This window comes from Pseudomonas sp. NPDC089918, from assembly GCF_050280605.1.
GTDB lineage: Bacteria > Pseudomonadota > Gammaproteobacteria > Pseudomonadales > Pseudomonadaceae > Aquipseudomonas.
The window spans coordinates 1-26,630 of sequence record NZ_JBNNVP010000053.1; the positions used below are offsets into that span (position 1 = coordinate 1).

At 59.3% G+C, this 26,630-nt stretch carries 26 protein-coding genes and 1 pseudogene; 18 read left to right on the forward strand and 9 right to left on the reverse strand.

The window, feature by feature from the left end:
* The 4 genes and pseudogenes from ACQKPC_RS26625 to ACQKPC_RS26640 form a co-directional block, all read left to right on the forward strand.
* Positions 1-573, forward strand: a pseudogene (locus tag ACQKPC_RS26625) (hypothetical protein); the annotation flags it as partial.
* A gap of 65 nt (positions 574-638) precedes the next feature.
* The gene (locus ACQKPC_RS26630; protein ID WP_427627502.1) at positions 639-1,820 is read left to right on the forward strand and encodes an amino acid ABC transporter permease; all 1,182 of its coding nucleotides are present in this window, start codon (positions 639-641) and stop codon (positions 1,818-1,820) included.
* A 10-nt stretch (positions 1,821-1,830) separates the two neighbouring features.
* Entirely contained in the window at positions 1,831-2,928 is a 1,098-nt protein-coding gene (locus ACQKPC_RS26635; protein ID WP_007905491.1) for an amino acid ABC transporter permease, read from the forward strand.
* A 10-nt stretch (positions 2,929-2,938) separates the two neighbouring features.
* Positions 2,939-3,703 carry an amino acid ABC transporter ATP-binding protein gene (locus ACQKPC_RS26640; protein ID WP_007905492.1) on the forward strand — a complete coding sequence of 255 codons (765 nt, stop codon included), beginning with the start codon at positions 2,939-2,941 and terminating at the stop codon, positions 3,701-3,703.
* 65 nt (positions 3,704-3,768) lie between these two features.
* Here ACQKPC_RS26640 and ACQKPC_RS26645 read toward each other — a convergent pair whose 3' ends face one another.
* Complete coding sequence (locus ACQKPC_RS26645; protein WP_218398935.1) at positions 3,769-4,257, reverse strand: type II toxin-antitoxin system MqsA family antitoxin; 489 nt, start codon at positions 4,255-4,257, stop codon at positions 3,769-3,771.
* Positions 4,254-4,565 (reverse strand): type II toxin-antitoxin system MqsR family toxin, encoded by a 312-nt coding sequence (locus ACQKPC_RS26650; RefSeq protein WP_427627505.1) that lies wholly within the window; start codon positions 4,563-4,565, stop codon positions 4,254-4,256. The genes ACQKPC_RS26645 and ACQKPC_RS26650 overlap by 4 nt, the downstream gene beginning before the upstream one ends.
* 166 nt (positions 4,566-4,731) lie before the next feature.
* Here ACQKPC_RS26650 and ACQKPC_RS26655 point away from each other — a divergent pair, with 166 nt between their 5' ends.
* From ACQKPC_RS26655 to ACQKPC_RS26675, 5 genes are all read left to right on the forward strand, one after another.
* Complete coding sequence (locus ACQKPC_RS26655) at positions 4,732-5,391, forward strand: FadR/GntR family transcriptional regulator (RefSeq protein WP_427627507.1); 660 nt, start codon at positions 4,732-4,734, stop codon at positions 5,389-5,391.
* Positions 5,381-6,697, forward strand: a complete 1,317-nt coding sequence (locus ACQKPC_RS26660; RefSeq protein ID WP_427627509.1) for a CynX/NimT family MFS transporter — start codon at positions 5,381-5,383, stop codon at positions 6,695-6,697. The genes ACQKPC_RS26655 and ACQKPC_RS26660 overlap by 11 nt, the downstream gene beginning before the upstream one ends.
* Before the next feature lie 100 nt (positions 6,698-6,797).
* Entirely contained in the window at positions 6,798-7,268 is a 471-nt protein-coding gene (locus ACQKPC_RS26665) for a nuclear transport factor 2 family protein (protein WP_427627511.1), read from the forward strand.
* Between the two features lie 39 nt (positions 7,269-7,307).
* Complete coding sequence (locus ACQKPC_RS26670) at positions 7,308-7,628, forward strand: GIY-YIG nuclease family protein (protein ID WP_007905504.1); 321 nt, start codon at positions 7,308-7,310, stop codon at positions 7,626-7,628.
* Positions 7,629-7,716: 88 nt separating this feature from the next.
* Positions 7,717-8,652: a glutathione S-transferase family protein gene (locus tag ACQKPC_RS26675; protein ID WP_427627513.1), complete on the forward strand. Its 936-nt coding sequence runs from the start codon at positions 7,717-7,719 to the stop codon at positions 8,650-8,652.
* 150 nt (positions 8,653-8,802) lie between these two features.
* Here the strand turns inward: ACQKPC_RS26675 and ACQKPC_RS26680 are convergent, their stop codons facing one another.
* Both ACQKPC_RS26680 and yejK read right to left on the reverse strand, forming a co-directional pair.
* Complete coding sequence (locus tag ACQKPC_RS26680) at positions 8,803-9,153, reverse strand: glutaredoxin family protein (protein WP_427627515.1); 351 nt, start codon at positions 9,151-9,153, stop codon at positions 8,803-8,805.
* The gene (gene yejK, locus ACQKPC_RS26685) at positions 9,153-10,157 is read right to left on the reverse strand and encodes a nucleoid-associated protein YejK (protein ID WP_007905511.1); all 1,005 of its coding nucleotides are present in this window, start codon (positions 10,155-10,157) and stop codon (positions 9,153-9,155) included. Before yejK ends, ACQKPC_RS26680 begins: the two co-directional genes overlap by 1 nt.
* Before the next feature lie 396 nt (positions 10,158-10,553).
* On the opposite strand from yejK, the gene ACQKPC_RS26690 reads away from it, so the two are divergent.
* Positions 10,554-10,835: an HU family DNA-binding protein gene (locus ACQKPC_RS26690; RefSeq protein ID WP_007905514.1), complete on the forward strand. Its 282-nt coding sequence runs from the start codon at positions 10,554-10,556 to the stop codon at positions 10,833-10,835.
* Positions 10,836-11,048: 213 nt separating this feature from the next.
* On the opposite strand, the gene rlmF is transcribed toward ACQKPC_RS26690, so the two are convergent.
* From rlmF to ACQKPC_RS26715, 5 genes are all read right to left on the reverse strand, one after another.
* Positions 11,049-12,071 (reverse strand): 23S rRNA (adenine(1618)-N(6))-methyltransferase RlmF, encoded by a 1,023-nt coding sequence (gene rlmF / locus ACQKPC_RS26695; protein ID WP_007905515.1) that lies wholly within the window; start codon positions 12,069-12,071, stop codon positions 11,049-11,051.
* 267 nt (positions 12,072-12,338) lie between these two features.
* Positions 12,339-15,185 (reverse strand): valine--tRNA ligase, encoded by a 2,847-nt coding sequence (locus ACQKPC_RS26700; protein ID WP_427627518.1) that lies wholly within the window; start codon positions 15,183-15,185, stop codon positions 12,339-12,341.
* A 214-nt stretch (positions 15,186-15,399) separates the two neighbouring features.
* Complete coding sequence (locus ACQKPC_RS26705; RefSeq protein WP_008072054.1) at positions 15,400-15,789, reverse strand: hypothetical protein; 390 nt, start codon at positions 15,787-15,789, stop codon at positions 15,400-15,402.
* An 8-nt stretch (positions 15,790-15,797) separates the two neighbouring features.
* Positions 15,798-16,226, reverse strand: a complete 429-nt coding sequence (locus tag ACQKPC_RS26710; RefSeq protein WP_427627520.1) for a DNA polymerase III subunit chi — start codon at positions 16,224-16,226, stop codon at positions 15,798-15,800.
* Positions 16,227-16,286: 60 nt separating this feature from the next.
* Complete coding sequence (locus tag ACQKPC_RS26715; protein WP_401177043.1) at positions 16,287-17,777, reverse strand: leucyl aminopeptidase; 1,491 nt, start codon at positions 17,775-17,777, stop codon at positions 16,287-16,289.
* Between the two features lie 295 nt (positions 17,778-18,072).
* Between ACQKPC_RS26715 and lptF the strand changes: the two genes are divergently transcribed.
* From lptF to pdxJ, 8 genes are all read left to right on the forward strand, one after another.
* Positions 18,073-19,191 carry an LPS export ABC transporter permease LptF gene (lptF, locus tag ACQKPC_RS26720; protein WP_063341464.1) on the forward strand — a complete coding sequence of 373 codons (1,119 nt, stop codon included), beginning with the start codon at positions 18,073-18,075 and terminating at the stop codon, positions 19,189-19,191.
* Positions 19,184-20,245: an LPS export ABC transporter permease LptG gene (gene lptG / locus ACQKPC_RS26725; RefSeq protein WP_063341463.1), complete on the forward strand. Its 1,062-nt coding sequence runs from the start codon at positions 19,184-19,186 to the stop codon at positions 20,243-20,245. Before lptF ends, lptG begins: the two co-directional genes overlap by 8 nt.
* Before the next feature lie 170 nt (positions 20,246-20,415).
* A complete protein-coding gene (lepA, locus tag ACQKPC_RS26730; protein ID WP_007905525.1) occupies positions 20,416-22,215 on the forward strand; it encodes a translation elongation factor 4 in 1,800 nt (599 codons plus the stop codon).
* A 5-nt stretch (positions 22,216-22,220) separates the two neighbouring features.
* Positions 22,221-23,075, forward strand: coding sequence for a signal peptidase I (lepB, locus tag ACQKPC_RS26735; RefSeq protein WP_008073129.1), 855 nt, complete (start codon positions 22,221-22,223; stop codon positions 23,073-23,075).
* A 184-nt stretch (positions 23,076-23,259) separates the two neighbouring features.
* The gene (gene rnc / locus ACQKPC_RS26740; protein WP_007905528.1) at positions 23,260-23,949 is read left to right on the forward strand and encodes a ribonuclease III; all 690 of its coding nucleotides are present in this window, start codon (positions 23,260-23,262) and stop codon (positions 23,947-23,949) included.
* Positions 23,942-24,844, forward strand: coding sequence for a GTPase Era (gene era / locus ACQKPC_RS26745; RefSeq protein WP_427627524.1), 903 nt, complete (start codon positions 23,942-23,944; stop codon positions 24,842-24,844). Before rnc ends, era begins: the two co-directional genes overlap by 8 nt.
* Positions 24,845-25,016: 172 nt before the next feature.
* Positions 25,017-25,706 carry a DNA repair protein RecO gene (gene recO, locus ACQKPC_RS26750; protein ID WP_427627526.1) on the forward strand — a complete coding sequence of 230 codons (690 nt, stop codon included), beginning with the start codon at positions 25,017-25,019 and terminating at the stop codon, positions 25,704-25,706.
* A gap of 99 nt (positions 25,707-25,805) precedes the next feature.
* Positions 25,806-26,552, forward strand: a complete 747-nt coding sequence (pdxJ, locus tag ACQKPC_RS26755; protein ID WP_427627528.1) for a pyridoxine 5'-phosphate synthase — start codon at positions 25,806-25,808, stop codon at positions 26,550-26,552.
* Positions 26,553-26,630 lie beyond the last annotated feature (78 nt).

Below are 26,630 nucleotides of genomic sequence, written 5' to 3' on the forward strand. Positions count from 1 at the left end.
AACGCCCTGCTGGCCGCGAACACCACCGAAGGCAACGGCCATACGGTGCCGGGCCTGGATGCCAACACCTTGCTCAAAGCGCTGCGCCAGGCCGGCGCCAAGTCGCTGGAATCCGGTCGTTGCGACGTGCTGACCTCCGACAAGTCCCAGCTGTTCGCCCAGCGCAGCAAGCTGGCTTCGCCGAAGGACTACGTGGTTCTGCCGGAAACCATTTCCAAGGAGCCCCTGGGCCCGGTCGTGCGTAACGGCGACGACGAGTGGCTGGCCATCGTGCGTTGGACTGGCTACGCCCTGCTCAATGCTGAAGAAGCAGGCGTGACTTCGAAGAACGTCGAAGCCGAAGCCAAGTCCACCAAGAACCCTGACGTCGCTCGTATGCTGGGCGCTGACGGTGAATACGGTAAAGACCTGAAACTGCCGAAAGACTGGGTCGTGAAGATCGTCAAGCAAGTCGGCAACTACGGCGAGATGTTCGAGCGCAACCTCGGCAAGGATACTCCGCTGCAAATCGACCGCGGCCTGAATGCGCTGTGGAACGCTGGCGGCATTCAATACGCACCACCAGTGCGCTGATGGTTCTATCACCCGGTGGGCCAACCACCGGGTGATGTTCTGTTCCATTATTTCCGGGGCACTTCATGCAAAATTCAATCGGCGCACCTAAGCAGAGGCTCAGCCTCAGCGATCCACGAGTGCGTGCGTGGCTGTTTCAGATCATCACGGTTGTCGCCGTGGTCGGGATGGGTTGGTACCTGTTCGACAACACGCAAACCAACCTTCAGCACCGGGGCATTACCTCGGGTTTCGACTTTCTTGAGCGCAGTGCCGGTTTCGGCATCGCTCAGCACCTGATCGACTACACCGAATCGGACAGTTATGCCCGTGTGTTCGTCATCGGTCTGCTCAACACCCTGCTGGTCACCTTTATCGGTGTAATCCTGGCGACGATCCTCGGTTTCATCGTCGGTGTGGCACGGCTGTCGAAGAACTGGATCATTGCCAAGCTGGCGACGGTGTATGTAGAGGTCTTCCGTAACATTCCGCCGCTGCTGCAAATCCTGTTCTGGTACTTCGCGGTGTTCCTGACCATGCCGGGGCCACGCAACAGCCATAACTTCGGCGACACCTTTTTCGTCAGCAGCCGCGGCCTGAACATGCCCGCAGCGTTGGCAGCGGACGGTTTCTGGCCGTTTGTGGCGAGCATCGTCGTGGCCATCGTGGCCATCGTGCTGATGTGCCGCTGGGCCAACAAGCGTTTCGAAGCGACCGGCGTACCGTTCCACAAGTTCTGGGTCGGCCTGGCGATGTTTCTGGTGATCCCGGCGCTGTGTGCCTTGATCTTCGGCGCGCCACTGCACTGGGAAATGCCGGAGCTCAAGGGCTTCAACTTCGTCGGTGGCTGGGTGCTGATCCCGGAACTGCTGGCGCTGACCCTGGCCTTGACGGTGTACACCGCGGCGTTTATCGCCGAGATCGTGCGTTCGGGCATCAAGTCGGTCAGCCACGGCCAGACCGAAGCGGCCCACTCGTTGGGACTGCGCAACGGTCCGACCCTGCGCAAGGTGATCATCCCGCAAGCCCTGCGCGTGATCATTCCACCGCTGACCAGCCAATACCTGAACCTGGCGAAAAACTCCTCGCTGGCGGCCGGTATCGGTTATCCGGAGATGGTGTCGTTGTTTGCCGGTACGGTGCTGAACCAGACCGGGCAGGCTATCGAAGTCATTGCCATCACCATGAGCGTGTACCTGGCGATCAGTATCAGCATTTCCCTGCTGATGAACTGGTACAACAAGCGCATTGCGCTGATCGAGCGGTAAGGAAGAGCGCATGACGACTCATACTTTCAAACCCGACATGCCACCACCGAGCAGTAGCATCGGTATCGTGGCGTGGATGCGGGCGCACATGTTCTCCAGCTGGATCAACACCCTGCTGACGCTGTTCGCGTTCTATCTGATTTACCTGATAGTTCCGCCTGTCGTGAGCTGGGCGATTCTCGATGCCAACTGGGTCGGCACCACTCGCGCCGATTGCACCAAGGAGGGCGCCTGCTGGGTGTTCATCCAGCAGCGCTTCGGCCAGTTCATGTACGGTTACTACCCGACAGACCTGCGCTGGCGCGTAGACCTGACCGTGTGGCTGGCGGTGATTGGCGTGGCGCCGTTGTTCATCGCACGCGTTCCACACAAGGCAATCTACGGCCTGAGCTTTCTGGTGCTCTATCCGATCATTTCCTACGTCTTGTTGCACGGTGGATGGTTCGGTCTGACCGAAGTGGCGACCAGCCAATGGGGCGGCTTGATGCTGACTCTGGTGATCGCCACCGTCGGTATCGTCGGCGCACTGCCGCTGGGTATCGTTCTGGCCCTGGGCCGGCGTTCGAACATGCCGGCGATTCGCGTGGTCTGCGTGACCTTCATCGAATTCTGGCGCGGCGTGCCGTTGATCACGGTGCTGTTCATGTCTTCGGTGATGTTGCCGTTGTTCCTGCCCGAAGGCATGAACTTCGACAAACTGCTGCGCGCGCTCATCGGCGTGATCCTGTTCCAGTCGGCCTACATCGCTGAAGTGGTGCGCGGCGGTCTGCAAGCGATCCCCAAAGGTCAGTACGAAGCGGCTGCAGCAATGGGCCTCGGTTACTGGCGCAGCATGGGCCTGGTGATTCTGCCGCAAGCCTTGAAGCTGGTGATCCCTGGCATCGTCAACACTTTCATTGCGCTGTTCAAGGACACGAGCCTGGTGATCATCATCGGCCTGTTCGACCTGCTCAACAGCGTCAAGCAAGCCGCCGCCGACCCGAAATGGCTGGGCATGGCCACTGAAGGCTATGTGTTCGCGGCCCTGGTGTTCTGGATTTTCTGTTTTGGTATGTCGCGCTATTCCATGCATCTGGAACGCAAGCTCGACACTGGCCACAAGCGTTAGGAGTTCTGTAATGAGCGAAGCAATCAAAAAGCCTGTGAGCCCTGAAGGCATTATTCAGATGCAGGGCGTGAACAAGTGGTACGGCCAGTTCCACGTGTTGAAAGACATCAACCTGAACGTCAAGCAAGGCGAGCGTATCGTTTTGTGCGGCCCGTCGGGTTCCGGCAAATCCACCACCATCCGTTGCCTCAATCGTCTGGAAGAACACCAGCAGGGCCGCATCGTGGTCGATGGCGTGGAGCTGACCAACGACCTCAAGCAGATCGAAGCGATCCGCCGTGAAGTCGGCATGGTGTTCCAGCACTTCAACCTGTTCCCGCACCTGACCATCCTGCAGAACTGCACCCTGGCACCGATGTGGGTACGCAAGATGCCCAAGCGCAAGGCCGAAGAGATCGCCATGCATTACCTGGAGCGCGTACGCATTCCGGAGCAGGCGCATAAATACCCGGGGCAACTGTCTGGTGGTCAGCAACAGCGTGTGGCGATTGCCCGTGCCCTGTGCATGAAACCAAAAATCATGCTGTTCGACGAACCGACTTCGGCACTCGACCCAGAGATGGTGAAAGAAGTTCTGGACACCATGATCGGCTTGGCCGAAGACGGCATGACCATGCTTTGCGTAACCCACGAAATGGGCTTCGCCCGTACCGTGGCCAACCGCGTGATTTTCATGGACAAGGGTGAAATCGTCGAACAGGCTGCGCCGAACGACTTCTTCGACAATCCTCAGAATGAGCGCACGAAGCTGTTTTTGAGCCAGATCCTGCATTGATTGGCGCTTGGCAGTGAAATAAACCCGGACAGTGTTCCGGGTTTATTTTTGTCCGGATTTCGAGGTCAGGACGCCAGTGTTGTTTCCTGTTCCGGGAATCGTGCAGCGAGCAATCGCCTCAAGTCAGTGCCTTCGTTCATTGCTTGTATTTCAGCAAGTAAATGCGGATGACGATCCAACAGGCGCATTAGCGTGAACAAAGCTTGAGGTGGGGGAAGTTCGCCGCGCTCGTATCGTGAGAACGCATTGTGACCAGCGCCGGAAAGCAACTTCACTGCTTCCTTCTGCGTGAGATGCATTTTGCGGCGGATACGCTTCATCTCGGTGCCCATGATTTGAAAGCAGTCTTCGAGCAGTTTATCGCCAGCGTCGGAGTAGCGCTCGGCGCTGTCAGTATCATTATCGAAAATGATTTCACCGCAGACCTTGCACTCCCAGCCTGCAATATCGTGCACCCAGCGTGATACGTTCTTGTAGTCGACACTGAGGCTGCGACCTTCGAAATGTTGCATGGCGTGTTGAGTGCCACAACTCATGCATTGCCGCGTATTCATACGTTCCGCTCCTTGAAAGAGATCACCGGGGGCCCACCTTTGGGGCAGTAGGTCACTTTGATGTAGAGCTCCATTTCCTGAAATGTAGTGTGGTAAACGTCCTGCCAGCTTCGGTGATCGGTGTAGCACGTCATCGACTTATAGAGCATCCGGCGTTCCAGCGAGCAAATGACTAACTCCATATTTCGCAGGTTCAATCCCATGCGCTTGCCGGACCTCAATGCGACTTGAGTAAACGCTTTGGCTCCTTGTCTTCTGACCTCATCCTTGACGACTGACAAGGCATAGTGGGGTGTGTTCTTTTCCATAAGAAACCGTGAACCCTATCCCTGAAATTACCCTTAAAGGGTAATTTTGACCAATCGAAAATCCCGCTCCATTCCCTCTCTCTGACCGTAGGCGGTTGCCGTCCTACATGAAGCTGACTAACATGTCAGAAAATTCATCCTATGATTGGATGAAAGGGTGAATCCTATGTCAGACATTTCTCCGTTAATTAAACGATCCCTGGTCGATCAGGCCCTGGATCAGTTACGCCTGCGCATTAACCAAGGCATCTGGACGGTCGGCCAGCGCTTGCCTACCGAGCCGGAACTGGCGACTGAGCTGGGCATCAGCCGCAACACTGTGCGCGAAGCCATGCGTGTACTGGCGTTTTCCGGGTTGATCGAGATTCGCCAGGGCGACGGTAGCTATTTGCGGGCGGTGGTTGATCCGCTGGACACCATGAAGGCGCTGTCCCGTTGCACTCAGGAACAGGCTCGGGAAACCCGGCACATTCTGGAAGTCGAAGCCATCGGCCTGGCTGCGTTGCGTCGGACCGACGAAGACCTGGTGGCGTTGCGTGAAGCGCTGGGCGTCAGCGGCAGTCACTACCACGGCGATCTCGACACCTACATCGCCTGCGATCTGGTGTTTCACCGTCGACTGGTGGATGCGGCGCACAACCCGACACTCAGCGAGCTGTATCGCTATTTCTCCAGCATCGTCGGCGCGCACTTGCGCCAGACCTTGAACATCTCACCTCGACGCCAAGCGGTGTTCGACCTTCATGTCGAACTGCTCGAGGCCGTCGAGCAACGCGACCCGGAACGGGCAAAAGCCTTGTCGAGGCAGTTGATCAATGAACCTTGAAACCGAGAACCCCATGTCTACCCAGCAGGCCAGCAACAGCCGCATCACTGAGCTCAAGCGTACGGCGGAGCTCGAAGAGCTGTTGATCGACGCCGAGGCCGATGACGAACAGGTTCAGCAAACTCACCCGGTCCTTCAGCGGCCATGGCTGCTTTTGCTCGGCCTGATTCTGGTGGCGCTGAACCTGCGTCCGGCGTTGTCGAGCATGGCGCCGATGCTCAGCGAGATCTCGAAGACGCTGGGGCTCTCGGCTGCCCAGGCCGGGTTGCTGACGACCTTGCCGGTACTTTGCCTCGGTCTGTTCGCCCCCTTGGCGCCAGTGCTGGCGCGACGTTTTGGTGCCGAACGGGTGGTGTTGGGGATTCTTCTGATGCTGGCTGGCGGGATCATGTTGCGCAGTTCGTTCGGCGAGATCGGCCTGTTCGCCGGTAGCGTGATGGCCGGCGCCAGTATCGGGGTGATCGGCGTGCTGCTGCCTGGCATTGTTAAACGCGATTTCCCGAAACAAGCCGGCACCATGACCGGCGTCTACACCATGGCCCTGTGCCTGGGCGCGGCCATGGCGGCTGGGGCGACGGTGCCGTTGAGCGAGCATTTCGACAAAAGCTGGGCCTTGGGTCTTGGTTTCTGGGTGGTTCCAGCGTTGGTCGCGGCGATTTTCTGGCTGCCGCAAGTCGGTCAGAAACACGGCGCGCACAATGTTGCCTATCGGGTCCGAGGGCTGTTGCGTGATCCGTTGGCCTGGCAAGTGACCTTGTACATGGGCCTGCAATCGTCTTTGGCCTACATCGTGTTTGGCTGGCTGCCGTCGATTCTGATCGGCCGCGGTCTGACGCCAACTCAGGCCGGTCTGGTGTTGTCGGGTTCGGTGATTGTCCAGTTGATCAGCTCGCTGGCAGCACCCTGGCTGGCGACCCGGGGCAAGGATCAGCGGCCGGCGATCGTGATCGTCATGGCAATGACCCTCGGCGGTTTGTTCGGTTGCCTCTATGCACCGATCGATGGCCTGTGGGGCTGGGCGATCCTGCTGGGGTTGGGGCAGGGCGCCACGTTCAGCCTGGCGTTGACCCTGATCGTGTTGCGCTCGCGGGATGCCCATGTCGCGGCCAACCTGTCGAGCATGGCCCAGGGTTTCGGTTACACCCTGGCGTCCATGGGGCCGTTCGCGGTCGGCGTGGTGCATGACTGGACCGGCGGCTGGACTGCCGTGGGCTGGATCTTCGGCGTTATCGGCCTCGGCGCGATCATCGCCGGCCTCGGTGCCGGGCGTTCGCTGTACGTTCAGGTCGAAAGCGAAAAGATCTGATTTGCACACACTGTCGGTATTCGGAGTGCGAATGCTGATGGTGTTTCGTCCGCTTGCAGATTATCGTGCTGGCAATCTGCCTATTCACCGGAGCCTGCCCATGAGTGATGCCCACAACGCCTTGATCACCCGGTTCTACCAAGCCTTCCAGCGGCTCGATGCCGAGGCCATGAGCGCCTGCTACACTGACGACGTGGTGTTCAGCGATCCGGCGTTTGGCGAACTGCGCGGGCGCGATGCCGGCGACATGTGGCGCATGCTCACCACCCGGGCCAAGGACTTCTCCCTGACCTTCGATAACGTGCGTAGCGATGAACGCACCGGCGGTGCCCATTGGGTGGCGACCTACCTGTTCAGTCAGACTGGTAATACCGTGGTCAACGACATCCAGGCGCGTTTCGTGTTTCGTGACGGCAAGATCTGCGAGCATCACGACAGCTTTGATCTGTGGCGCTGGTCGCGTCAGGCGCTGGGTTTCAAAGGGCTGTTGTTGGGCTGGACACCGGTGGTAAGCAATGCCGTTCGTGCTCAGGCCTTGAAGGGCCTGAAGGCATTCCAGGCCAGTCGCTGATAAGATCGCGGCTTGTTTCCTACAAGCCTTGATCGTCACGTGAACACCTCAAGCGAGTCTTCCGTCATTGCCGCCGAACCGCCGCTGCCCGTCAGCAAACCCTGGTTCGTCTACCTCGTTCGCGCGGCCAATGGTTCGCTCTACTGCGGGATCAGCGACGATCCCGTGCGCCGCTTCGCCACCCACCAAAGTGGCAAAGGTGCGCGCTTCTTCCTGTCCAGCCCGGCCGTGGCGCTGGTGTACACCGAAGTCTGTCGCGACAAAAGCGAAGCACTGCGCCAGGAACGATTGATTAAAAAACTCAAGAAAAGCGCCAAGGAATGTCTGGTGGCGAGCGCGGCTGCGGGCTTATCAATCTGACTGATAAGCGCCCATCAGGCAGATGGGTAGGCTGCTTGTGGATTGCGCGCTAAGCTGCGGGCTCCTTATCCGAGCGGCGGAGCCGAGCATGTCCGAGTTGATTCTTCATCACTACCCGACGTCCCCTTTCGCCGAAAAGGCCCGCTTGCTGCTAGGCTTCAAGGGGCTGTCCTGGCGCTCGGTGAACATCTCGCCAGTGATGCCCAAGCCCGATTTGACGGCGCTGACCGGCGGCTACCGCAAGACGCCGGTGTTGCAGATTGGCGCTGATATTTATTGCGACACCGCGTTGATGGCTCGTCGTCTGGAGCAGGAAAAAGCCTTGCCGGCGTTTTTTCCGGAAGGCCAGGAAATGATCACCGCCACCTTCGCGGCGTGGGCCGATTCGGTGGTGTTCCAGCATGCGGTCAGTCTGGTGTTCCAGCCGGCGTCGGTGGCGGTGCGCTTCGGTAAATTGTCACCGGAAGCGATCAAGGGGTTCCTGGCCGATCGCGCCGGCTTGTTCAGCGGTGGCAGCGCTACGCGGTTGTCCGCCGAACAGGCTCGGCATCAGTGGCCAACGATCATGGCGCGTCTGGAGCAGCAGCTTCAGCGCGAACAGGGCGACTTCCTGTTTGGCGAGCCATCGATTGCCGACTTTGCCCTGGCTCACCCGTTGTGGTTTCTCAAGGCGACGCACGTGACGTCACCGTTGGTGGATGCTTATCCGGCCGTGTCGGCATGGTTTGGTCGGGTGATGGGGTTTGGTCATGGTGCGTTCAGCGAGATGACTTCTGAGGAAGCGCTTGAGGTCGCGCGCAACGCCACGCCAGCCGCGTTGCCGGATGAGCCGTTCGATGAGCCGAACGGGTTCGAGGTTGGCCAGCAGGTGGTGATCGCCGCGACTGATTACGGTGTTGATCCGGTGGCGGGTGAGTTGTTGTTTACGGGTAGCGAGGAGCTCATTCTGCGTCGCGAAGACGAGCGGGCTGGCGTCGTGCATGTGCACTTTCCGCGGTTCGGGTTTCGTATCGAAGCGCAGTAACCTGACATCGCGGATGATTGGGTTGGTTTCGACCTGTGGCGAGGGAGCTTGCTCCCGCTTGAGTGCGCAGCGCTCACAAGATAGTTGGGCCTGCTACGCAGTCCAGCGGGAGCAAGCTCCCTCGCCACAAGGATTGTGTGAAGCTGATGGTTATTCCAGCGCCGCAAGAACCTTGTCCGGGTCATACCCGCGTATCAACGTGCCGTTCACATCGATCAGCGGAATTCCGCGTCCTCCCAGCGCCTCGTAGGCTTTACGCGCTTGGGCATCCTTCTCGATATCGAATTCCTTGTATGGAATGCCCTTCTGGTCGAGAAAGCGTCGGGTCAGCTTGCAGTAGCCGCACCAATCGGTGGCGTAGAGCACAACGTTGGCCTTGGCCTGGGTCTGCTCGGACACCACCTGCGAAGGGTGAAACACCCGCTCGATCTTGCCCCGGTTCTGGTAAACCACGACCACCAGCAAGATCAGCAGGCATTTCTTCAATACGCCGCCGAGCATCAGTTGCGTCGCTTGAGCTGATCAGTCAATTGGGTCGGCAGGCCTTTAATGATCAGCGTACCGGCTTCTTCGTCGTATTCGATCTTCGAGCCCAGCAGATGCGCTTCGAAGCTGATGGACAAGCCCTCGGCGCGGCCGGTGAAGCGGCGGAACTGGTTCAGGGTGCGTTTATCCGCAGGGATCTCGGGCGACAGGCCGTAGTCCTTGTTGCGGATGTGATCGTAAAAAGCTTTCGGGCGTTCTTCGTCGATCAGCCCGGACAGTTCTTCCAGGCCCATGGGCTCGCCCATTTTTGCCTGGCTGCTGGCGTAGTCCACCAGGGTTTTGGTCTTCTCGCGTGCGGATTCTTCCGGCAGGTCTTCGCTTTCGACGAAGTCACTGAAGGCCTTGAGCAGGGTGCGGGTTTCGCCGGGGCCGTCGACGCCTTCCTGGCAGCCGATGAAGTCGCGGAAGTACTCCGAAACCTTTTTGCCATTCTTGCCTTTGATGAACGAGATGTATTGCTTGGATTGCTTGTTGTTCTGCCACTCGGAGACGTTGATCCGCGCTGCCAGGTGCAACTGACCAAGGTCCAGGTGTCGCGAAGGGGTCACGTCCAGCTGATCGGTCACTGCCACGCCTTCACTGTGGTGCAGCAGGGCGATGGCGAGGTAATCGGTCATGCCTTGCTGGTAATGAGCAAACAGCACGTGGCCGCCCACAGAGAGGTTCGACTCTTCCATCAGCTTTTGCAGATGTTCCACTGCCACCCGGCTGAAGGCTGTGAAGTCCTTACCGCCGTCGAGGTATTCCTTCAGCCAGCCGCTGAACGGATGCGCCCCGGACTCGGCATGGAAGAAACCCCAGGCCTTGCCTTGTTTGGCGTTGTAGCTCTCGTTGAGGTCGGCAAGCATGTACTCAATGGCGCTGGACTCGGCCAGTTCGGAATCGCGGGCATGAAGAACTGCAGGTGTGCCGTCGGGTTTTTTGTCGATCAGGTGGACGATGCAATGACGGATCGGCATGGGCTTCTCGGCTGATTGAAGAGAGGAGGGCGTGCTCCCCCGAAAAAGCGCCCAGTGTACCGCAACCACTGGTTTTGGCGCGGTACGAAGGTCAATTCGAAGCTGCCCGACGGCCCTTATGCAGCTTTTTCACGATTTAGAGCAATAAAGCTGACCAAATGGGTAGCTAGAGGCGGATATTTCCCCGTCTCTGTGCTAGTTTTGCCCGGTCTTACGCGAAGTCACTGCGTTAAGCGTGCATTCAGCATTTGTCAGGTCGAACCAAACCCTGATTTCGGTATCTATAACCCCGACTCGTCGAGGTTATGCCGAGGGTGCCAGATCCAGAAGATCGGGCTCGATGGCTGACACTGCACTCTGCAATCCATATGAATTTGATAGGGAAGGAACACTACAATGGCTCTTACTAAAGACCAACTGATCGCCGACATCGCTGAAGCTATCGACGCGCCAAAAACCACCGCGCGTAACGCTCTGGACCAACTGGGCCAAATCGTTGCTGATCAGCTGGAAAACGGCGGCGAAATCACCCTGCCAGGTATCGGCAAGCTGAAAGTGACTGAGCGTCCTGCCCGTACCGGCCGCAACCCTTCGACTGGCGCTGCCATCGAAATCGCTGCCAAGAAAGTTATCAAGCTGGTTGTGGCCAAAGGCCTGACCGACGCTGTTAACAAGTAAGACTTGTTAGAAAAAACCGTGCTCCGGAGCAATCCGGGCACGGTTTTTTTGTGCGTGCGATTTACCACAAACACCGCTAAACCAATGTGGGAGCGGGCTTGCTCGCGAAGGCGGTGTGTCAGTCACCATTGAAGTCGACTGACACACCGCCTTCGCGAGCAAGTCGAATCGTCGCACCGCCGCTCCCACAGTTGATTTACGTCGGTCAGTAAATCAGCTTTTGCGCGCCCAGCGTTCACGCCAGACCTGCTGCTCGCTTTTAGTCTGGAACGTCCAGGCGACAAAGCGGCTTTGCTTCTGCCCCTGAGACATTTCCACGACCTGGCTTTCCAATACACCGGCCTTTTTCAGTGCCGTCTGGATCGCAGGCAGGTTTGAGGCTTTCGAGACCAGGGTGCTGAACCAAAGCACTTTGTGTTGAAAATGCGCACTCTCGGCGATCAGTTGCGTCACAAATCGTGCTTCGCCACCTTCACACCACAGTTCGGCCGATTGACCACCAAAGTTCAGCACCGGCAGTTTGCGTTTCGGGTCGGCGCGGCCCAGGGCGCGCCATTTACGCTCGCTGCCCTTGGTTGCCTCATCCATCGAGGCGTGGAACGGCGGGTTGCACATGGTCAGGTCGAAGCGTTCGCCGGGTTCGAGCAGGCCCAACAGAATGTGCTTGGGATTGCTTTGCTGGCGCAGCTGGATGGCTTTGTTCAGCCCGTTGGATTGCACGATGGCTTTGGCGGCGGCAACGGCCGTCGGGTCGATTTCCGAGCCGAGGAAGTGCCAGCGATAGTCGCTGTAGCCGATCAGCGGATAGACGCAGTTAGCACCCATGCCGATATCGAGCACCTTGACCGGCGCACCGCGAGGTATTTCACCGTCGTTGACGCTGGCCAGCAGGTCAGCCAGGAAGTGCACGTAGTCAGCACGGCCCGGCACCGGTGGGCACAGGTAATCGGCCGGGATGTCCCAATGGGCGATGCCGTAGAACGACTTGAGCAGCGCCCGGTTGAACACCCGAACCGCGTCCGGGCTGGCGAAGTCGATGCTTTCCTTGCCATACGGATTGATGATCACGAACTTCGCCAGCTCCGGCGTGGTTTTGATCAGCGCCGGGAAGTCGTAACGACCCTGATGGCGATTGCGCGGGTGCAGGCTGGCCTTCTCGCGGGGTTCCACGGCTTTGGCCGGGGTAGCGGAGTCAGGCTTCTTGCGCGCAGGTCTTGGTGTGCGGGGGGCGTTCATGGGCGTTGTCGATTCGGGTATGGCTAAAAGTGGCGGGTATTGTCCCACATCCAGCCGTTATGAACCCAATTGTGACAAACAGCGCAATCCCCCCTGTGGGAGCGAGCCTGCTCGCGATGGCGGCGAAACAGGCAACATCAATGTTGAATGGTATGGCCTCATCGCGAGCAGGCTCGCTCCCACAAGGGATTTGTGGTGTAGGGGAAAAGTGATGGGCATAAAAAAGGGAGGCCGCTGCGGGCCTCCCTTTTTCATTGCGACTTGCCGTTACAAACTGGCAATCCGCGCATGCTGCTCGGCCAGCTTGCCCAAAGCCTGTTCGGCTTCAGCCAGTTTGGCGCGTTCCTTCTCGATGACTTCGGCCGGGGCCTTATCAACGAAACCGGCGTTGGACAGCTTGCCGCCGACGCGCTGAACTTCGCCCTGCAAACGCAGGATTTCCTTGTCCAGACGAGCCAGTTCGGCGTCCTTGTCGATCAGGCCGGCCATTGGCACCAGCACTTCCATCTCGCCGACCAGTGCGGTGGCGGACAGCGGTGCTTCTTCGCCGGCTTTCAGAACGGTGATCGATTCCAGACGCGCCAGCTTCTTCAGCAGCGCTTCGTTCTCGGTGAGGCGGCGCTGATCTTCGGCGCTGACGTTTTTCAGGAACAGGTTCAGCGGCTTGCCTGGACCAATGTTCATTTCGCCACGGATGTTACGCGTGCCGAGCATCAGGCCCTTGAGCCATTCGATGTCGTCCTCGGCGCCCTGATCGATACGTGCTTCGTTGGCCACTGGCCAAGGTTGCAGCATGATCGTCTTGCCTTCGATACCGGCCAGCGGCGCGACGCGCTGCCAGATTTCTTCGGTGATGAACGGCATGAACGGGTGCGCCAGGCGCAACGCGACTTCCAGCACTCGAACCAGAGTACGGCGGGTGCCGCGCTGACGTTCGACCGGTGCATTTTCGTCCCACAGCACAGGCTTGGACAGTTCCAGGTACCAGTCGCAATACTGGTTCCAGATGAACTCGTACAAGGCTTGTGCAGCCAGATCGAAACGGAACTGATCGAGTTGACGAGTCACTTCGGCTTCGGTGCGTTGCAACTGCGAAATGATCCAGCGATCTGCCAGGGACAGCTCGTAGGCTTCGCCGTTCTGACCGCAATCTTCGCCCTTGTCCAGCACGTAGCGTGCAGCGTTCCAGATCTTGTTACAGAAGTTGCGGTAGCCTTCGACGCGGCCCATGTCGAACTTGATGTCGCGACCGGTGGACGCCAGCGAGCAGAACGTGAAGCGCAGGGCGTCGGTGCCATAGCTGGCGATGCCGTCGGCGAACTCGTCGCGGGTCTGCTTCTCGATCTTCTTCGCCAGTTTCGGCTGCATCATGCCGGAAGTGCGTTTCTGCACCAGGTCTTCGAGCTCGATACCATCGATGATGTCCAGCGGGTCAAGGACGTTGCCCTTGGACTTGGACATCTTCTGGCCCTGGCCATCACGCACCAGGCCGTGCACATAAACAGTCTTGAACGGAACCTGCGGCGTGCCGTCTTCGTTTTTCACCAAGTGCATGGTGAGCATGATCATCCGGGCAACCCAGAAGAAAATGATGTCGAAACCGGTCACCAGCACGTCGGTGGAGTGGAATTTCTTCAGGAATTCGGTCTGCTCCGGCCAGCCGAGCGTGGAGAAAGTCCACAGGCCCGAACTGAACCAGGTATCCAGAACGTCGTTGTCCTGTTGCAGCGCAACGTCCGGGCCAAGGTTGTTCTTGGCGCGTACTTCGGCTTCGTCGCGACCGACATAGACCTTGCCCGACTCGTCGTACCAGGCCGGAATCCGATGGCCCCACCACAACTGACGGCTGATGCACCAATCCTGGATGTCGCGCATCCACGAGAAGTACATGTTTTCGTATTGTTTTGGCACGAACTGAATGCGGCCGTCTTCAACCGCAGCGATGGCCGGCTCGGCCAATGGCTTGGTGGAGACGTACCACTGGTCGGTCAACCACGGCTCGATGATGGTGCCGGAGCGGTCGCCTTTCGGCACTTTCAGGGCGTGATCGTCGACGCTGACCAGCAGGCCGGCGGCTTCGAAGGCGGCCACGATTTCCTTGCGGGCCTGGAAGCGGTTGAGGCCGACGTATTCGGCGGGCAGCGTGCCGTCGATTTGCTCGTTGACGCTGCCGTCGAGGTTGAACACCTGGGCCGCGGGCAGCACGTCAGCATTCTTGTCGAAGATGTTCAGCAGCGGCAGGTTGTGGCGCTTGCCGACTTCGTAGTCGTTGAAGTCGTGGGCCGGGGTGATTTTCACGCAACCGGTGCCGAATTCAGGGTCGCAGTAATCGTCGGCGATGATCGGGATGCGGCGGCCGACCAGCGGCAGCTCGACAAATTTGCCGATCAGGGCTTTGTAGCGCTCATCGTTCGGGTTAACGGCCACGGCGGCGTCGCCGAGCATGGTTTCCGGACGAGTGGTCGCGACGATCAGGTAGTCGTTGCCTTCAGCGGTTTTGGCACCGTCGGCCAGCGGGTACTTCAGGTTCCACAGGAAACCTTTCTCGTCGTGGTTTTCCACTTCGAGATCGGAAATCGCCGTGTGCAGCTTGGTGTCCCAGTTGACCAGACGCTTGCCGCGGTAGATCAGGCCGTCTTCGTGCAGGCGCACGAACGCTTCTTTAACCGCTTCCGAGAGGCCGTCATCCATGGTGAAGCGCTCACGGCTCCAGTCCACGGACGAGCCGAGACGACGGATCTGACGGCTGATGTTGCCGCCGGACTGATCCTTCCACTCCCAGACTTTCTCGAGGAATTTTTCGCGGCCCAGATCATGGCGATTCTGGCCTTGGGCTTCGAGTTGGCGCTCCACCAGCATTTGCGTGGCGATACCGGCGTGGTCGGTGCCTGGCTGCCACAGGGTGTTGCGACCCTGCATGCGGCGGAAACGGATCAGGGCGTCCATGATCGCGTTGTTGAAGCCGTGACCCATGTGCAGGCTGCCGGTGACGTTCGGCGGCGGGATCATGATGGTGTAGGACTCGCCCGCGCCTTGCGGGGCGAAGTAGTTCTCGGACTCCCAGGTGTTGTACCAGGAAGTTTCAATGGCGTGCGGCTGGTAGGTCTTATCCATGCGCGGCGGGACCCTATTGGCATTTATTCAGGAAAAGCCGGCAAGTATAGCGGGGCGTGGGGCGTAGGGCGAGCAGGTGCGGACAGGGCGCTTGATCAATTACAGCGCAGATCAAATGTGGGAGCGAGCCTGCTCGCGATGCAGGCGCCGCGGTCTATCAGGAAACCGAAGAGATGCTATCGCGAGCAGGCTCGCTCCCACAGGGGGTTGGTATTTACTCGTACTGACTCAACAACCGCTCCATCCGCGCATCCAGCCGACGTTTGATTTCGGTTTCGATGTGCGGGGCGAAATCGTCGATCACGTCTTGCATGATCAGCAGCGCGGCGGCGCGCAGTTCGCTGTCCAGGTGCAGCAGGGCGTCGGGGCCTTTGCTGGCGGCAGGCGACGGTTGCGCGGCTGGGGCGGGTGGCGGTGTCGTTTCGACTGGTTGCGGCGCATTGCCGACAGTGTCGAACAGCATGGGGATCTGTTCCTGATCACCTTCAATGACCGTGTCGGTCAGCAAGGGCGGTTGCAGGTTGTCATCGCCGAGCAATTGGCGGATCGACTCGAGGTCATCCAGCAGATGCGCGGAATTTTGCTGCGGTTTTGGAGTGTCCATCGGAATGCTCAGAGTCGCTGTAAACGGTGATCTTGCAGAGGATAGCCCTGTTCGCGGTAGAAACGGAAACTCTCCCGCGCAGCCGTACGAATCGTCGGATCTTCCACCACCACTTCCGCCACGCGGGCGAACTGTTTGGCAAATACCGGGACTTTCAGGTCGAGATTGACCAGCAGATCCTGATGCTGACCGCAGTCATCACCAAGACCCAGGACAATCAAACCCTCCGGCTCGCTTTCGGCGGGACCGTGGGGTACGAAGCTTTCGCCCTTGAAGGCCCACAAACGCGCATCGAGCTCATCACGCTGGGCAGCATCGCTGCAGTGCAGGTAAATGCGATGGCCCATGCGCCAGGCTTTTTCGGTGAGCTTGCAGGCGAAATCCAGCCGTGCCGAAGGATCGGCGCTGGGCAGGATATAGAAGTCGACTTTGGTCATTGCGGTTCCTGAGCCCCGGGCGGCGCCACTGGTAGGCGGCACCGCTCGGGGTCATCGGTTTCAGGCTTTGGCGCGGTCCAGCAGGTATTGGGTCAGCAGGGGGACCGGACGGCCAGTGGCGCCCTTGTCCTTGCCGCCGCTGGTCCAGGCCGTGCCGGCGATGTCCAGGTGCGCCCAGTTCAGGTTCTTGGTGAAGCGCGACAGGAAGCAGGCAGCGGTGATGGTGCCGGCTTTCGGGCCGCCAATGTTGGCGATGTCGGCGAACGGGCTGTCCAGCTGCTCTTGATATTCATCGAACAGCGGCAGTTGCCAGGCGCGGTCGTCGGCGGATTGGCCTGCGCTCAGCAGTTGGCCGATCAGCTCGTCGTTGTTGCCCAGCAGGCCCGAGGTGTGGGAACCCAGTGCGACGACACACGCGCCGGTCAGGGTGGCGATGTCGATCACCGCTTGCGGCTTGAAGCGTTCGGAGTAGGTCAGGGCATCGCACAGCACCAGACGGCCTTCGGCGTCGGTGTTGAGGATTTCCACGGTCTGGCCGCTCATGGTGGTGACGATGTCGCCCGGACGCGAAGCGTTGCCGCTCGGCATGTTCTCGGCGCAGGCCAGGATGCACACCAGGTTGATCGGCAGTTTCAGCTCAAGCACGGCACGCAAGGTACCGAACACGCTGGCGGCGCCGCCCATGTCGTACTTCATTTCATCCATGCCGGCGCCCGGCTTGAGGCTGATGCCGCCGGTGTCGAAGGTGATGCCTTTACCGACCAGTGCGTACGGCTTCTCGGATTTCTTGCCGCCGTTGTATTGCATGACGATCAGGCGCGGCGGCTGGGCGCTGCCCTGGCCGACGGCGTAGAACGAGCCCATGCCCAGGTCCTTGATCTTCTTCTCATCGAGGACTTCGACTTTCAGGCTCTTGAATTCTTTGCCCAGGTTCTTGGCTTGCTCGCCCAGGAACGTCGGGTGGCAGATGTTTGGCGGCAGGTTGCCCAGGTTACGGGTGAAGGCCATGCCATTGGCGATCGCGGTGGCATGGGCCACGGCGCGTTCGACTTCAGCCTGTGCGGCCTTGATGGTCACCAGGGTGACTTTCTTCAGGGCGAGCGGGTCGGCTTTCTGGCTCTTGAACTGGTCGAAGGTGTACTCGCCATCTACCAGGGTCTCGGCCAGCAGGCGGTTCTTGCCATAGCTGTCGCGGCCTTTGACCACGACTTCGTCCAGGGCCAGTACTGCATCGCTGCCGCCCAGGCCTTTGAGGGTGTTGAGGATGCCGGCGATGATTTTGCGGAACGGGCGATCGCCCAGCTCTTCATCTTTGCCCACGCCCACCAGCAGCACGCGCTCGGCCTTGAGGTTAGGCAGGCTGTGCAGCAACAGGCTCTGGCCGACTTTGCCGGCCAGGTCGCCGCGCTTGAGCACGGCACTGATGGTGCCACCGCTCAGCTCGTCGAGTTGTTTGGCAACGGCGCCGAGTTTGCGGCCTTCGCCGACGGCGACCACCAGCGTGGCGGTCTTCAACGTTTCCGGGCTAACGCTTTTTACAACCAGTTCCATGTCTGGGTCCCTGAATTAATGGTCAAAGTGCGCGACGCGCAGAAGCTTGCTTATAAGTAGAAGGACGCCGGTGCAGTGCCAGCGACAAAGGCCGCAGTTTGAACCTCGCTACCGGCGCCTGACAACCCTCGGTCGTGCGAACTTCGGTGGTTCAGGTGTCTGCTTGAGCGTGCGCAGTGACAGGCGCACCCAATCACAGGATAATGCGCCATCTTTTTCGGCGGCTCTGCCCTGCGGGCCGACCGATACGTTTGTTTGTTTGGCCGCTTAGCCTGACAACCCTGGAGTGTCTGGTTTGATTGTCTTCCGTTATCTTTCCCGCGAAGTCCTGTTGACCTTGAGCGCCGTCAGCGCCGTGCTGCTGGTCATCATCATGAGCGGACGCTTCATCAAGTACCTCGCCCAAGCGGCCTCTGGCGCCCTGGATCCGGGCTCACTGTTCCTGATCATGGGCTTTCGTCTGCCAGGTTTCCTGCAGTTGATCCTGCCTTTGGGGCTGTTTCTCGGCATCCTGCTGGCCTACGGTCGTCTGTACCTCGACAGCGAAATGACCGTGCTGTCGGCCACCGGCATGAGCCAGCAGCGACTGTTTCGCATCACCTTGTTTCCGGCCACGCTGGTTGCGCTGGTGGTGGCTTGGCTGAGCCTGAGCCTGGCGCCACAAGGTGCCAATCAGTTCCAGCTGCTGCTGAACAAGCAGGACGCACTGACGGAATTCGATACCCTTGAGCCCGGCCGCTTCCAGGCTTTGCGCGACGGTACCCGGGTGACCTACACCGAGCAATTGTCGGATGATCGCGTCAATCTGGGCGGCGTGTTCATTTCGCAAAAGAATGTGAATTCCGACAAAAAGGACCGCGGGATTTCCGTATTGGTGGCCGAGAAGGGCCGTCAGGAAATTCGCCCCGACGGCAATCGGTATCTGATTCTCGACAACGGCTATCGCTATGACGGTAATCCGGGTCAGGCCGATTACCGCGCCATCAAATACGACGAGTACGGCGTATTGCTGCCCAAGCCGGACGTCAGCGACGAAGTCACCGATCGCGATGCGATGACCACCCGCTCCCTGTTGGGCAGTGACGACATCCGCTCGCGCACCGAATTGCAATGGCGTCTGTCGCTGCCATTGCTGGTCTTCATCGTGACCCTGATGGCGGTGCCGCTGTCGCGGGTCAACCCGCGTCAGGGCCGTTTCCTCAAGCTGCTGCCGGCGATTCTTCTTTATATGGCTTACCTGACCATCCTGATTGCCGCTCGCGGCGCCCTCGAAAAGGGCAAGATTCCGGCGGCATTGGGCTTGTGGTGGGTGCATGCGATCTTCCTGGCCATCGGCCTGGGCTTGCTCTACTGGGAGCCGTTGCGCTTGAAGATGGCGAGTCGCCGCAGTGCGCTGGAGGTGGCCCGTGGATAAGCTCGATCGCTACATTGGTAGCAGCGTGTTCATGGCGATCCTGGCGGTACTGGGGATCATTCTGGGGCTGGCAACGTTGTTTGCCTTCATCGATGAAATGGGCGATGTCAGCGATACCTACACGTTGGCGGATGTCCTGAGCTATGTGTTGCTGACTGCGCCGCGCCGTCTGTACGACATGTTGCCAATGGCGGCGCTGATCGGTTGCCTGATCGGCCTCGGCAGCCTGGCCAGCCACAGCGAACTGACCATCATGCGCGCTGCGGGCGTGTCGCTCGGGCGGATCGTCTGGGCTGTCATGAAGCCGATGCTGCTTTTGATGGTGGTGGGGCTGGTGATCGGTGAATACGTCGCGCCGGCAACAGAGGTCACCGCTCAGGCCAACCGCTCGCTGGCCCAGGGCAGTGGCGATGCGCAAAGCGCCAAGCATGGTCTGTGGCACCGTCAGGGTGACGAGTTCATTCACGTCAACTCCGTGCAACCCAATGGTCTGCTGTACGGCGTGACCCGTTATCGCTTCGATGATCAGCGCCACATCCTGTCTTCGAGCTTCGCCAAACGCGCGGAATTCGACACGGATCACTGGCAACTGAGCGACGTCACGACCACGTTGTTCCATGAAAAGAACACCGAAGTGGTGACGACTCCGGTGGAGCGTTGGGAGGTAGCGCTGAGCCCGCAATTGCTGAGCACTGTGGTGATGGCGCCTGAATCACTGTCGATCACCGGTCTGTGGAGTTACATCCACTACCTGGCTGACCAGGGTCTGAGCAACGGTCGTTACTGGCTGGCGTTTTGGGTCAAGGTGTTGCAGCCGCTGGTGACCGCTGCATTGGTGCTGATGGCGATTTCCTTCATCTTCGGCCCGTTGCGTTCGGTGACCCTCGGTCAGCGGGTCTTTACTGGTGTGTTGGTGGGCTTCACCTTCCGCATCGTCCAGGATTTGCTCGGTCCTTCGAGCCTGGTATTCGGTTTCTCGCCGCTGTTTGCGGTGCTGGTGCCGGCCGGAGTCTGTGCCCTGGCCGGGGTCTGGTTGTTGCGCCGGGCCGGTTGATCGCGGGTTATTCCCGAAAGGCTTGTCACTCAAAACGCCCCTGTCGCAAGACCGGGGCGTTTTTGTACGCGCCGTCTGACCTGCGAACGTGACGCTTGCGTCGTGGATCAGGTACAATTCCCGGCTATTTTTCGGCGGGCTATGCCTGCAGCCTTTTTGAGTGTTGATCCGTGAGTGATTTGAGTCATATCCGCAATTTCTCCATCATCGCCCACATTGACCATGGCAAGTCGACGCTGGCCGATCGCTTCATCCAGATGTGCGGCGGCCTTGCCGAGCGCGAAATGGAAGCCCAGGTGCTGGACTCCATGGACCTGGAACGTGAACGCGGGATCACCATCAAGGCCCACAGCGTCACCCTTTATTACACCGCCCGCGATGGCATCAAGTACCAGCTGAACTTCATTGACACCCCCGGCCACGTCGACTTCACCTACGAAGTCAGCCGGTCGCTGGCGGCCTGTGAAGGTGCGTTGCTGGTGGTCGATGCCGGTCAGGGCGTTGAAGCGCAGTCGGTTGCCAACTGCTACACGGCGATCGAGCAGGGCCTGGAAGTCATGCCGGTCCTGAACAAGATCGACCTGCCTCAGGCCGATCCGGACCGCGTCAAAGAAGAAATCGAAAAAATCATCGGCATCGATGCCACCGATGCGGTCGAGTGCAGTGCCAAGACTGGCCTGGGCGTCGACGAAGTGCTCGAACGTCTGGTTCACACCATTCCCGCGCCGACCGGCAACTACGAAGATCCGCTGCAAGCGTTGATCATCGACTCCTGGTTCGACAACTACCTGGGCGTTGTATCCCTGGTTCGCGTGCGTCACGGTCGTGTGAAGAAGGGCGACAAGATCCTCGTCAAGTCCACCGGCAAGATCCACCTGGTGGACAGCGTCGGTGTATTCAATCCGAAACACACCCCTACCGTCGACCTGAAGGCCGGTGAAGTGGGCTTCATCATCGCCAGCATCAAGGACATTCACGGTGCGCCAGTGGGCGATACCCTGACCTTGAGCTCGACGCCGGACGTCGATGTGCTGCCAGGCTTCAAACGCATTCAGCCGCAGGTGTACGCCGGTTTGTTCCCGGTCAGCTCCGACGACTTCGAAGACTTCCGCGAGGCGCTGCAAAAGCTCACCCTCAACGATTCGTCGCTGCAATACACACCGGAAAGCTCAGACGCACTGGGTTTCGGCTTCCGTTGCGGCTTCCTCGGCATGCTGCACATGGAAATCATCCAGGAGCGCCTGGAGCGCGAATACAACCTGGACCTGATCACCACGGCGCCGACGGTAATCTTTGAGCTGCTGCTCAAGACCGGCGAGACGATCTATGTCGATAACCCGTCCAAGCTCCCGGACCTGTCGTCGATCGAAGACATGCGTGAGCCGATCGTGCGGGCCAATATCCTTGTGCCGCAAGAGCACCTGGGTAACGTCATTACCCTGTGTATCGAAAAGCGTGGCGTGCAGCACGACATGCTGTTCCTCGGTACCCAGGTACAAGTGACCTACGATTTGCCGATGAACGAAGTGGTCCTCGACTTCTTCGACCGTCTGAAATCCACCAGCCGTGGCTATGCTTCGCTGGATTACCATTTCGATCGTTACCAATCGGCTAGTCTGGTGAAACTGGACGTGCTGATCAACGGCGACAAGGTCGACGCCCTGGCGTTGATCGTGCACCGTGACAATGCGCACTACAAAGGTCGCCAGTTGACCGAGAAGATGAAGGAACTGATTCCGCGGCAGATGTTCGACGTGGCAATCCAGGCCGCCATTGGCGGGCAGATTGTGGCGCGGACAACCGTCAAGGCGCTCAGAAAGAACGTATTGGCCAAATGCTACGGTGGTGACGTCAGCCGTAAGAAAAAGCTGCTGGAAAAGCAAAAGGCCGGTAAGAAACGCATGAAGCAGGTCGGTAACGTGGAGATTCCACAAGAAGCCTTCCTTGCAGTGCTCAGGTTGGATAGTTAGGTCCTATGTCACTAAATTTCCCGCTGTTGCTGGTCATCGCCGTGTTCGTCTGCGGCCTGTTGGCGTTGCTCGATCTGCTGTTCCTGGCGCCACGGCGCCGGGCTGCCATTAACTCTTATCAGGGTAGCGTCAGCCAGGCTGACATGGTGGTGGTCGAGAAACTGAACAAAGAGCCGCTGCTGGTCGAATACGGCAAGTCGTTCTTCCCGGTGTTGTTCATCGTACTGGTGCTGCGTTCGTTCCTGGTGGAACCGTTCCAGATTCCTTCCGGCTCGATGAAACCGACCCTGGACGTCGGCGACTTCATTCTGGTGAACAAGTTTTCTTACGGGATCCGCCTGCCGGTGATCGACAAGAAAGTCATCGAAGTCGGTGATCCGCAGCGCGGTGATGTGATGGTGTTCCGCTACCCGAGCGACCCGAACGTCAATTACATCAAGCGTGTGGTAGGCCTGCCGGGTGACCAGATTCGCTACACCGCGGACAAGCGTCTGTTCGTCAACGGTGAGTCGATTGCCGAACAACTGGTCGGCTCCGAGCCGGGCACGTTGGGCAGCGCCGAGCTCTACAAGGAAAAACTCGGCATTGCCGAACACCTTATCCGCAAGGAAATGAGCCGCTATCGCGCAGCGCCGGATCGTTCGTGGACCGTGCCTGCCGGGCACTACTTCATGATGGGCGACAACCGCGACAACTCGAACGACAGTCGCTACTGGGATGATCCGAGTATTCCCAAGAATCTGCTGGGCATGGTTCCCGACAAGAATATCGTCGGCAAGGCCTTCGCAGTCTGGATGAGCTGGCCGGAACCCAAACTCAGTCACCTGCCGAATTTCTCGCGGGTTGGCCTGATCAAGTAATCACACACGGCGCTGTTGAACACAGCGCCGAATGCATTTCTGGAGTCGGCATAATCGGCGACAGAAGCATGAAAACAACGATATTCAGGACGTTATTTTTGAACACAGCGTTAATTGTCCCAAGCCTGCGCCGCACCACGGCGATGGCGGTGGAATCCAGCCACGAACTCAGCGTGGGTAAACCGTGAGCGTCTCCTTAAGCCGTCTAGAGCGTCAGCTCGGCTACACCTTCAAAGACCAGGAACTGATGGTCCTGGCCCTGACTCACCGCAGCTTTGCCGGGCGCAACAATGAACGCCTGGAGTTCCTCGGTGATGCCATCCTCAACTTCGTCGCTGGCGAGGCGCTGTTCGATCGCTTCCCGCTGGCCCGCGAAGGCCAGTTGTCGCGTTTGCGCGCCCGCTTGGTGAAAGGTGAAACCCTGGCCGTACTGGCCCGTGGTTTCGATCTGGGCGAATATCTGCGCCTGGGCTCCGGTGAATTGAAAAGCGGTGGTTTCCGTCGCGAATCGATTCTGGCCGATGCCCTGGAAGCGCTGATTGGTGCGATCTACCTGGACGCCGGCATGGACATGGCGCGCGAGCGCGTGCTGGCCTGGCTGGCCGGAGAGTTCGAAGGCTTGACGCTGGTCGACACCAACAAAGATCCGAAAACCCGTCTGCAGGAATTCCTGCAGTCCCGTGGTTGTGAGCTGCCGCGTTACGAAGTGGTGGATATCCAGGGTGAGCCGCATTGCCGGACGTTCTTCGTCGAATGTGAAATCATCTTACTGAATGAAAAAAGCCGAGGTCAGGGTGTGAGTCGTCGTATTGCCGAACAGGTAGCGGCCGCCGCAGCACTGATTGCCCTGGGTGTGGAGAATGGCAATGACTGATTCAATCGCAACTCGCTGTGGCTATGTTGCCATCGTCGGCCGTCCCAACGTGGGCAAGTCCACGCTGCTGAACCACATTCTGGGTCAGAAGCTGGCGATTACCTCGCGCAAGCCGCAGACCACCCGTCACAACATGCTCGGCATCAAGACCGAAGGCGCCGTTCAGGCGATCTACGTCGACACCCCGGGCATGCACAAGGGCGGCGAAAAGGCCCTGAACCGCTACATGAACAAGACCGCTTCGGCGGCGTTGAAAGACGTCGACGTGGTGATCTTCGTGGTTGACCGCACCAAGTGGACCGACGAAGACCAGATGGTCCTCGAGCGCGTTCAATACGTGACCGGCCCGCTGATCGTGGCGCTGAACAAGACCGACCGTATCGAAGACAAATCCGAGCTGATGCCGCACCTGAGCTGGTTGCAGGAACAGCTGCCGAACGCGCAGATCATGCCGATCTCGGCCCAGCACGGGCACAACCTGGACGCGCTGGAACGAGTGATCGCCGAGCACCTGCCGGAAAACGATCACTTCTTCCCGGAAGATCAGATCACTGACCGCAGCAGCCGCTTCCTTGCCGCCGAACTGGTGCGCGAGAAAATCATGCGCCAGTTGGGCGCCGAGCTGCCGTACCAGATCACCGTGGAAATCGAAGAGTTCAAGCAGCAGGGCAAAACCCTGCACATCCATGCGTTGATCCTCGTCGAACGTGACGGCCAGAAGAAAATCATCATTGGCGACAAGGGCGAGCGCATCAAGCGCATCGGCACCGAGGCGCGCAAGGACATGGAGCTGCTGTTCGACTCCAAGATCATGCTCAACCTGTGGGTCAAGGTTAAGGGCGGCTGGTCCGATGACGAACGTGCGTTGCGTTCGCTGGGTTACGGCGATCTGTAAACCCGGTCTGCGCTGCACCGTAGAACCCTGTGGGAGCGGGCTTGCCCGCGATGAGGATGTAACATTCAGCAGAGATGTTGAATGTAAGTCCGCCATCGCGGGCAAGCCCGCTCCCACATTGGTTTTGGGTTGTTTGTAAAACTGCGCTCCTTCATTGAGAACTGCGATTTCCATGTCGAACACCGCGCCAACCGGCCAACCCGCGTACGTCCTCCACTCCCGCGCCTACCGCGAAAGCAGTGCGCTGGTGGATTTCCTTACGCCGCAAGGTCGGCTACGGGCGGTGTTGCGCAGCGCGCGGGGCAAGGCTGGAACCCTGGCGCGACCGTTTGTGCCGCTGGAAGTCGAATTCCGTGGGCGGGGTGAATTGAAAAACGTCGGTCGCATGGAAAGCGCCGGTGTTTCCACCTGGCTCAACGGCGAGGCGCTGTTCAGCGGTCTCTACCTCAACGAGTTGCTGATCCGTCTGCTGCCCGCCGAAGACCCCCATCCCGCAGTCTTCGATCACTACGCCGCGACCTTGCTCGCCCTGGCCGAAGGCCGTCCATTGGAGCCATTGCTGCGCTCCTTCGAATGGCGTTTGCTCGACGACCTCGGTTACGGTTTCGCCTTGAACACTGATATCCATGGCGACCCCATCGCGCCGGATGGCCTCTACCGCTTACAAGTGGATGCAGGCCTGGAACGGGTCTATCTGCTGCAACCGGGTCTGTTCAACGGCACTGAATTGCTGGCCATGGCCGATGCCGACTGGTCCGCGCCCGGAGCGCTGTCCGCTGCCAAGCGCTTGATGCGTCAGGCGCTGGCCGTTCATCTGGGCGGTCGTCCTCTAGTCAGTCGCGAGTTGTTTCGTAAGCCATAGTTTCGCAAGCCATAGGAACTGTTGATGCTTGCGTCAACAGACCCAGGCTCCCCGTGTATGCTGTGCACCGAACTTTCCCTTGTTTTCAGGAGCGCTTCCGTGACCACCAGCAATCGCATTCTTCTTGGCGTGAACATCGACCACGTTGCCACCCTGCGTCAGGCCCGGGGTACTCGCTACCCGGATCCAGTCAAGGCAGCGCTGGACGCGGAAGAGGCGGGCGCTGACGGCATCACCGTGCATTTGCGCGAAGACCGTCGGCATATTCAGGAGCGCGACGTGTTGCTGCTCAAGGACGTGCTGCAAACCCGCATGAATTTCGAAATGGGCGTCACCGAAGAAATGATGTCGTTCGCCGAACGCATCCGCCCGGCGCACATTTGCCTGGTCCCGGAAACCCGTCAGGAGCTGACCACCGAAGGCGGTCTGGACGTGGCAGGGCAGGAGGCGCGGATCAAGGCTGCGGTGGATCGCCTGGCGAAGATCGGCTGTGAAGTATCGCTGTTCATCGACGCGGACGAGCGGCAGATCGAAGCATCCCGCCGTGTTGGTGCACCGGCCATTGAATTGCACACCGGGCGTTATGCGGACGCCGAGACGCCGACCGAAGTCGCTGAAGAGCTCAAGCGCGTGGCCGATGGCGTGGCATTTGGTCTGGCCCAGGGGCTGATCGTCAACGCCGGTCACGGTCTGCACTATCACAACGTCGAGGCTGTTGCGGCGATCAAGGGCATCAATGAACTGAACATCGGCCATGCGCTGGTAGCCCATGCGTTGTTCGTCGGGTTCAAGTCGGCTGTTTCGGAGATGAAGGCGTTGATTCTGGCCGCTGCGATAAAAGGTTAGATCGGCGGCGCTGCCATCGCGGGCAAGCCACGCTCCCACAGGTCCGAGTTGAACGACAGTTGAATATTCGACGCGGAT